Source organism: Chlamydophila parapsittaci, assembly GCF_006385615.1.
Classification (GTDB): Bacteria; Chlamydiota; Chlamydiia; order Chlamydiales; family Chlamydiaceae; genus Chlamydia; species Chlamydia psittaci.
Genome location: NZ_CP041039.1, coordinates 1 through 7553, shown reverse-complemented (window position 1 = coordinate 7553; position 7553 = coordinate 1). Strand labels below are relative to the sequence as shown.

The window sequence follows — 7553 nt, the reverse complement described above, 5'->3', positions numbered from 1 at the left end:
TTTCAACAAATAAAACAATTCAAAGCACAACAAATAAAAATTAATTGTTGATAGTCAAAAAAAATTAAATTAAAACTCAAAATAAAAAGAGTTTTAATTATGGGTAATTCTGGTTTTTACTTAAATGACACCCAAAATTGTGTATTTGCAGACAATATTAAGCTTGGTCAAATGGAAAGTCCCTTACAAGATCAACAACTTATATTAGGGACAAAGTCAACACCAACAGCAGCCAAATTGAATGCTAAAGAGGGTCTTAAAATAGATATCTCAAACACAAATGCACAAAGTGCCACCATAGACTTCTCGATAGATGCTGATACCTTATCAAAGCTAATACTAGATCAAATACAGAAGGGTTTGGTAGATGCTATCATAAAAGATATCACTAATAGTTTAATACAAGAAGTTATTGATAGAATAATATCAGATAAAAATTTAGCACTTACAAAAGCTTTTAAGAACTTTTCTTTATCAGAAAAAATCCAATGCAACGGTTTATTTACAAAGTCTAATATTGGCACACTTTTAGGTGGAACAGAAATCGGGAAATTTACAATTACACCCGACAACGTTAATAGTATGTTTTTAATTTCTGCTGACATCATAGCTTCTAGAATGGAAGGGAATGTCGTTCTCGCTCTTGTAAGAGAAGGTGATTCATCTCCTTGTGCCATTAGTTATGGTTACTCATCAGGGATTCCTAATGTTTGTTCATTGAGAACGGCTGTAAACAACACTGGAACAGATCCTGTTACATTCTCTCTAAGAGTTGGTGGTATGGATAGTGGTGTGGTTTGGGTAAATGCTTTGGCAAATGGTGACTCAATTTTAGGAACTACAGCAACATCAAATATATCGTTTTTAGAAGTAAAACAACAAACAAATGGTTAATAAATTATAAGCAACTTAATTAAATATATTTTCGTTGGATATTTTTTTTGTGGTTTTATATGAAAAAATCATACGTCTATTTACTGGAGAGATTATGAATGATAAACAGAATATGACTAATGATTTTATCAAGATTGTAAAAGATGTTGAAAAAGATTTTCCAGAACTAGATATCAAAATGAAAGTGCACAAGGAAAAAATTACTTTTTTGAATTCTCCATTGGAATTATACCACAAAAGTATATCCGTTATATTAAACTTACTTAATCAAATACAAACATCTTTAAGCTTGTTTCCCGACTCACCTATAGTCGAACAAATGGAACATAATAATTTAAAGCTAAAAAAAGCTTTGATTATGTTGATTTTGTCGAGAAAAGATATGTTCTCAAAAGCTGAATAAATTAACATCTACTCTAACGTTGGAGTAAGTGTGAAAACGCTAGCATTTTGTTCTTTTAAAGGTGGTACTGGGAAAACAACCCTATCCCTTAATATTGGTAGTAATCTTGCCCAAGTAAGCAGAAAAAAAGTTTTGCTTGTGGACTTAGATCCACAAGCAAATTTAACTACCGGTCTTGGAGTTCAAATTCAAGATGATCACAGTCTGAATGAGATTTTAAGACATTCTAATGAGATTAGAAGAGCCATACATAAAACGAAAATAGAAAACCTTGATATCATTCCCTCATCTGTTCTTGTAGAAGATTTTAGGGGGTTGGATAAAGATATCAGTTTATCAGTTAATCATTTGCACCTAGCTCTTCAGAAGGTCCAGGACCAGTATGATGTATGTATTTTGGATACGCCTCCTAGTTTAGGAATTCTTTCCCAAGAAGCATTTTTAGCTAGTGATTACCTAGTTGTGTGTTTAACCCCAGAACCATTCTCTATTCTTGGTTTGCAAAAGATAAAAGAGTTCTGTTCAACAATCGGAAACAATTTGGATATACTAGGAATAGTTTTTTCTTTTTGGGATGAAAGAAATTCAACAAATTCAACTTACATGGACATTATAGAAACGATTTATGAAGGTAAAATCTTGTCCAGTAAAATACGAAGAGATGTTACTGTCAGCAGATCTTTATTAAAAGAATCATCAGTAATAAACGCCTACCCAAATTCTAGAGCAGCTAAAGACATATTAAACTTAACTAAAGAGATAGAAAACAAGCTATTCTCTGATGAAAAATTAGTCCAGGAAACTCTGTGAGTAAATTAACTAAAGAAGCATCCGCTTTTTTTCAAAAGAATCAAGAAAACACAACTAAAGAATTTCTTAAAAAGGAATTCGCTATGGATGTGTTTTCAGTATCTCTAAGTGATATTGAAAAGGAGCAAATAGAAAACTTAGTAGTTAGCCAAAATAGTAAGTTCGATGAAGAATATAATAGAGGATTAGCTTCTATTAAGCTACTTACTGGGCAAATTAAATCCATACAAAAACAACACGTTCTTTTAATAGGAGAGAAAATCTATAAGGTCAGAGAAATCTTAAAAAACATGAATTCTCCTGATACAACATTTTCATCTTGGATCAATCTTGTTTTTCGTACAAAGTCTTCAGCTTATAACGCCCTAGGATATTACGAGTTATTCATTAGCCTGCCTGATAAGAATACCAAGTCTTTATTCCAGTCAATACCGTATAAAACGGCATATCTATTAGCTTCTAGAAAAGGATCTGTTAAAGATAAACTTAAGGTTTTGGGAAAGATTAGCGGTTTATCGAATGCTCTAGCTATCGATGTATTAAATAAGTTCCTACCTCCTTTAAAGTCTTCTCAGACAGAACGGTGTGTAGATTTTGAGGAAAAGAATAAGGAAGTTTCTGAGAAACTTATAGATATTTTAAAAATAGTTTCTTCTGGTTTAGAGCTTTCTGAATATAACAAAAACTTACTGCATCAACTGTTCGAGAAAACTCTTAAGGTAGATATCAGATGCTGACTCAAATCAGCAGCAAATAAAAAGTATTAATATACTTTTTAAGAATTTAAACCTGAGAAATCCCGAGAAGAATTGCAACTTTAGGTGGTAGACTTTGCAACTTTAGGTGGTAGACTTTGCAACTTTAGGTGGTAGACTTTGCAACTTTAGGTGGTAGACTTTTGGTTGAAAAAAACTTAGACTGCGCAAGACTTGTACATTACAAAATATTGAGACTGAGTATGAGCGGTTTGAGTCACCACCACAAGAGTAGATTATTTCTGACAGTATTAGAAGCAGCTAATGTATGGTTAGCAACCTTATCTCCTATTACTAGAAAGAATTACGCTTCGGGTATCAAGTTTCTAGTAGCCAATCATATATTAGATGGTTCCATGAAATTGGAAGGTTTAGTCTGTTGTGATCATTGTGATATTCTGAACAGAATAAAATCTTTAACTTTCACGTACTCTGGGAAGCCGGTTTCAGAGGCATCAAAACAAGCTAGAGCAGCATGTTATATATCTTTTACCAAGTTTCTTTATCGATTAACCAAAGGGGTTATTAAACACGCCAGTCCTTCTAAGGACTTTGGGAACCCAACTTTTTATAAGATTAGAGATAAGGTGAAGACAGAATTTATCTCGAAAAGAGAGTGGTTGTTATTTTTTGATGCTTTGAAAAAGATTAGTTTTAGGGACTATCTGATAGGCAAGTTGATCATACAAGGAGTCAGAAAATTAACCGAGGTAATATCTTTAAGGACTGAAGACATATCCTTTGCTAAGAATCAGGTTACATTCAAGGTAAAAAAGAGACAAAATAGATACCAAGAGGTGAAGGTAAGCTATCCTAATTTCTTAATGCAAGAGTTGCAAGATTATCTTGGGAATAGAGAGGGTTGGGTTTTTGTTTCCGGTGAAGGACAACAGGTAGCAATCAATCAGGTTTATTATTATTTTAAGTTGGCTGAAGGTGATATTAATTCTCCAATTAAAGTAACACCTCATGTTCTACGAGCTAGTGCTCTAGCATATCTAAAAAAAATGGGCTTTGCTGACCAAGAGATAATGCGAGTATCGTGTTTATCTTCTACGCAAATGTTATCAGCTTATGATACAGGCATGACGGACAACTTAACGTCTCAACTACCTTTAATATTTTAATATAATTTTAATTATATAGAATTGGATGATTTTTGGTTTAGTTGTAGTTTTTTAAGTGGAAATTATTGATTTCCACTTTATGACTAAATTAGAGACACTTTTTTTGATGCGTTGTCGGCTATAGTAGATTTATCATAAGCGTATATCATTTTCGAAGATGAGTGACCTGTTATCTTCATGATATCGGAATCTGAACACCCCATTTTTTTGTATTCAGTAACTGCGGTAGCTCGTAGAACATGGGGTGTTACTTTAAATGGTATGTGTGCTTTTATTCCTGCTTTAGCAAAAGTACCTGCCAATTGTTTCAAACCAACACCCCTGCCTTTCTTAGTTATAAACACCAACCCTTTTCTTTCCCCTACATAATCTTGAAGTAATTTCATAAATTTTTGCGGATAGGTAATAATTGTTGTTTTAAACACACCTCGACTTTTAATTTGATTAAAAGATATGACTCCGTTTTCAAAACAAATATGGTCTGTTGTAACTGATAGAGCTTCTGTTACTCGTTTTGCACCTTGAAGAATAGTTTGGGCTATTAACCAATCTCTGTAGTTAATTTTAGATAATTCCTCTAAAAATAATACCCGCTCAACTTGGTTCATAGCATTTGTTTTGACCAGATCTCGGATTTTGTAAAATGTCTTATTGGATTCTTGATGAGATGGTTGTGCTATAGATATTATTCCAGATGTTACTCGATTTAAAAACTTAGTTAGGGATATATAACATGCTGCTCTGACTTGCTTTGTTCCTTCAGACCAACACACTACTGTGGTAGGAATTTGTTTTATAGCGTCTAATATAATGTTGTGGTTTAGCAGAGCAAATTGCTGTAGTGGCATTTTTAAAGAAATCAAACCTATTCTTTCTAAAGCTAAAATAGATCCTCTGTACGATCTAGATGTATGATTAGTTAAAGAAGACAGCCATGTATGCACAGCTTCATAAAGTGGGATATCTCTTAGTTTTTCCCAAAGATGCTGGTTTCTAACAGAAAGAAATTCCTGATGTGTTAGGTTGTTTGAATAAACTTCATTCCCAAAGATTGTATCTAAATTTCTATGTAGTGAATTGCCTTTACGCACACACAACCTCGTGATATAAGTTATGAGTTTTACCTGATTATAGAAATAATCAGGTAATTTATATTTCTTTTATACAATCCTCGAAGTTATTTCTGGATACCTTATGATAAAACAATCTGAAGAAGAAAAAGATCTCCTAGATGTTGAGTTTTTTGTCTTAGGACAAGCTGTTAATTATTTAGAACATGCGCATGTTGTTGTTCGTAGATTATCGGAGCACCACTTCAAATCAGAGAATCATAAGAATATATTTTTGCTAATACGGGATATATTAAGAGACCGAGATACAATATCAATATCCCTGATTTGGGAAGAGATAAAGAGAAGAAATCTCGATAAGAGTATGGATGTTTCATATTTGATACATATGTCTCAAAATGCAGACATCCCTATAGATTTAGATCATCATATTGACTTTTTGCATGAAAAACATGTCAATAACCTACTTAAAGAGTTCTTAGATTCATCTTTTCAAGATTTTACAAGATATCCAAATAGACGTTCACCATACACTCTTATTGATCAGTTCAAAGAACGCTTGGATGACATTTATGAAAAGACATCGTATCCAAGACGAAAACATATAGGGAAAACCGTTTATGACATATTTTCATCCGGGGAAAATGGCAAAGCTAGTGTTATTGCCCAAATACGTCACAGGTATGATTATAGATCCAGACATAAGATTGATTATGTAGATGGATTGCCTACAGGATATTCTTCAATAGACGAACATAGCATTATATTATCAAGGGGAAACTTTGTTGTTATTGCTGCACGGCCTGCTATGGGTAAAACCGCTTTTGCTATAGACATAGCTCTTAATCTCGTTTTAGAACAGGGAAAGGCTGTGGGTTTTATTTCATTAGAAATGAGCCCAAATCAAATTGTAGAGAGAATTATATCAAATTTAAGTGAGACTTCTTGCGAACAATTAAAAAGAGGTAATTTTTCTAGGGATGTTTTATCTAAAATAGAAAGCATTGGAACAAAGCTGAAAGGAACTCATTTCTTTATATGTGATAACAAGAGTACAGATCTAAATACATTAATAGATCAAGCTAGGGAATTAAGAGAAAATCAAGGTATAGATGCTTTGTTTATAGACTATTTGCAGTTAATAGGATCTTCGAAAAAAGCAGAGAATCGCCAAAATGAAATAGCTGAAATTTCAAGACAACTGAGAAAATTAGCTGTTGAGTTACAAATACCCGTTGTATGTTTATCACAGCTATCTAGGAAGGTAGAAGACAGAGGAGATAAGAGGCCTATGTTGTCAGATCTTAGAGATAGCGGTCAAATAGAGCAAGATGCTGATGTCATACTATTCTTACATAGAAAAGACTATTATTCACAGGAAGCTACGAAAGGACTCTCAGAAATCATAGTAGGGAAAAATAGACATGGTTCTGTGTTTTCAACAACGCTAAGATTTAATTCGTGCACAGGGAAATTTACAATTCAAAAAGAAGCATGGTGAAATCAGAAAATCAGATAATTAAAAGTTCTCTTCACTTAGAGAACCAAAAGTTTGGGAGAAAACCCCAGTTATCAGAAGACTTATTCGAGCTGTTCCCGAGCATTTGTACTGAATCTAAAATCGAAGTAATAGGGCTAGATTTACAACCATCTCACTATCATGCTTTAGCAGCGATTCAAAAACTCTTAACAGCAACAAATTATCGAGGAAATTTAGAAGGATCTTATTTATCCAGAGAAACAAATACTTTTAAATTCGAAGGAACAATTCCGAGAATTAAATTCACAAAGTCAGAATATTTAGAAGCTTATGGAGTAAAAAAATATAAAACATCTAGAAATAAGAATGAGTTTGGAGGCAAAGAAGCTTTAATAGCTCTCGAAGCATTGTATCATTTAGGGAATGAGCCTTATCTAATAGTTGCGACAAGAAAACGATGGAATAAAGGAGAAGAAGTCGTTGATCGCTATCAAACTTTCTCTCCTATTTTACGCATCTGTGAAGGTTGGGAAGGTCTGACTCCAAAAGAAAATAAAGCTTTGGATGAAGAACCTTTTCTTAATCTGATTTCTAAAAAACATAAAGGGTTCATCATAGAACCTTGTCCTATCATAGTAGATCAAATTGATTCCTATTTCGTTTTAAAGCCTGCAAATATGTATCAGGAAATAAAATTAAGATTCCCAAATGCATCAAAATTCACTTACACATTCATAGACTGGATTGTTAGTACAGCTACGAGAAAAAAAATGAATAGTTCAGGATCAAAAGAATGGCCAGATAAAATAGAAATAGGGTTCGAAAACCTATCTTATACTTTGAGGATGAATCGATATATTACTTCTAGGAACTGGAAAAAAATAGAATCCGCTATCAATAGATGCATTGAGATAGCTATTGAGCTAAAATGGTTAAACAAACACGAAAGGATTCAAGGAAAAACTATTTCTAAAAAAGAAGTATTTTATTTAAACAAAAGTAAATTTCAGCAAA

Annotated in this window: 8 protein-coding genes; 7 read left to right on the top strand and 1 reads right to left on the bottom strand. The window is 32.9% G+C overall.

Going from position 1 to position 7553, the window contains the following annotated elements; all coding sequences use genetic code 11:
* Positions 1-99 precede the first annotated feature (99 nt).
* The 5 genes from pgp3 (at position 100) to FI836_RS05135 (ending at position 3989) form a co-directional block, all read left to right on the top strand.
* On the top strand, positions 100-894 hold the full coding sequence (gene pgp3 / locus FI836_RS05155; RefSeq protein ID WP_006343676.1) for a virulence factor Pgp3: 795 nt from the start codon (positions 100-102) through the stop codon (positions 892-894).
* A gap of 94 nt (positions 895-988) precedes the next feature.
* A complete protein-coding gene (locus FI836_RS05150; protein WP_006343675.1) occupies positions 989-1297 on the top strand; it encodes a Virulence plasmid protein pGP4-D in 309 nt (102 codons plus the stop codon).
* A 30-nt stretch (positions 1298-1327) separates the two neighbouring features.
* Positions 1328-2107, top strand: coding sequence for a ParA family protein (locus tag FI836_RS05145; protein WP_006343674.1), 780 nt, complete (start codon positions 1328-1330; stop codon positions 2105-2107).
* Positions 2104-2844 carry a CT583 family protein gene (locus FI836_RS05140; protein ID WP_006343673.1) on the top strand — a complete coding sequence of 247 codons (741 nt, stop codon included), beginning with the start codon at positions 2104-2106 and terminating at the stop codon, positions 2842-2844. Before FI836_RS05145 ends, FI836_RS05140 begins: the two co-directional genes overlap by 4 nt.
* Positions 2845-3065: 221 nt before the next feature.
* Positions 3066-3989 (top strand): tyrosine-type recombinase/integrase, encoded by a 924-nt coding sequence (locus FI836_RS05135; protein ID WP_010891146.1) that lies wholly within the window; start codon positions 3066-3068, stop codon positions 3987-3989.
* A gap of 83 nt (positions 3990-4072) precedes the next feature.
* Here the strand turns inward: FI836_RS05135 and FI836_RS05130 are convergent, their stop codons facing one another.
* Positions 4073-5080, bottom strand: a complete 1008-nt coding sequence (locus tag FI836_RS05130) for a site-specific integrase (RefSeq protein ID WP_006343679.1) — start codon at positions 5078-5080, stop codon at positions 4073-4075.
* A 103-nt stretch (positions 5081-5183) separates the two neighbouring features.
* Here FI836_RS05130 and FI836_RS05125 point away from each other — a divergent pair, with 103 nt between their 5' ends.
* Together FI836_RS05125 and FI836_RS05120 are read left to right on the top strand one after the other, a co-directional pair.
* Positions 5184-6560: a replicative DNA helicase gene (locus tag FI836_RS05125; RefSeq protein WP_010891147.1), complete on the top strand. Its 1377-nt coding sequence runs from the start codon at positions 5184-5186 to the stop codon at positions 6558-6560.
* Positions 6554-7553, top strand: a 1000-nt coding sequence (locus FI836_RS05120) for a virulence factor (RefSeq protein WP_139934591.1), incomplete at its 3' end; no start/stop codon positions are given. The genes FI836_RS05125 and FI836_RS05120, both read left to right, overlap by 7 nt.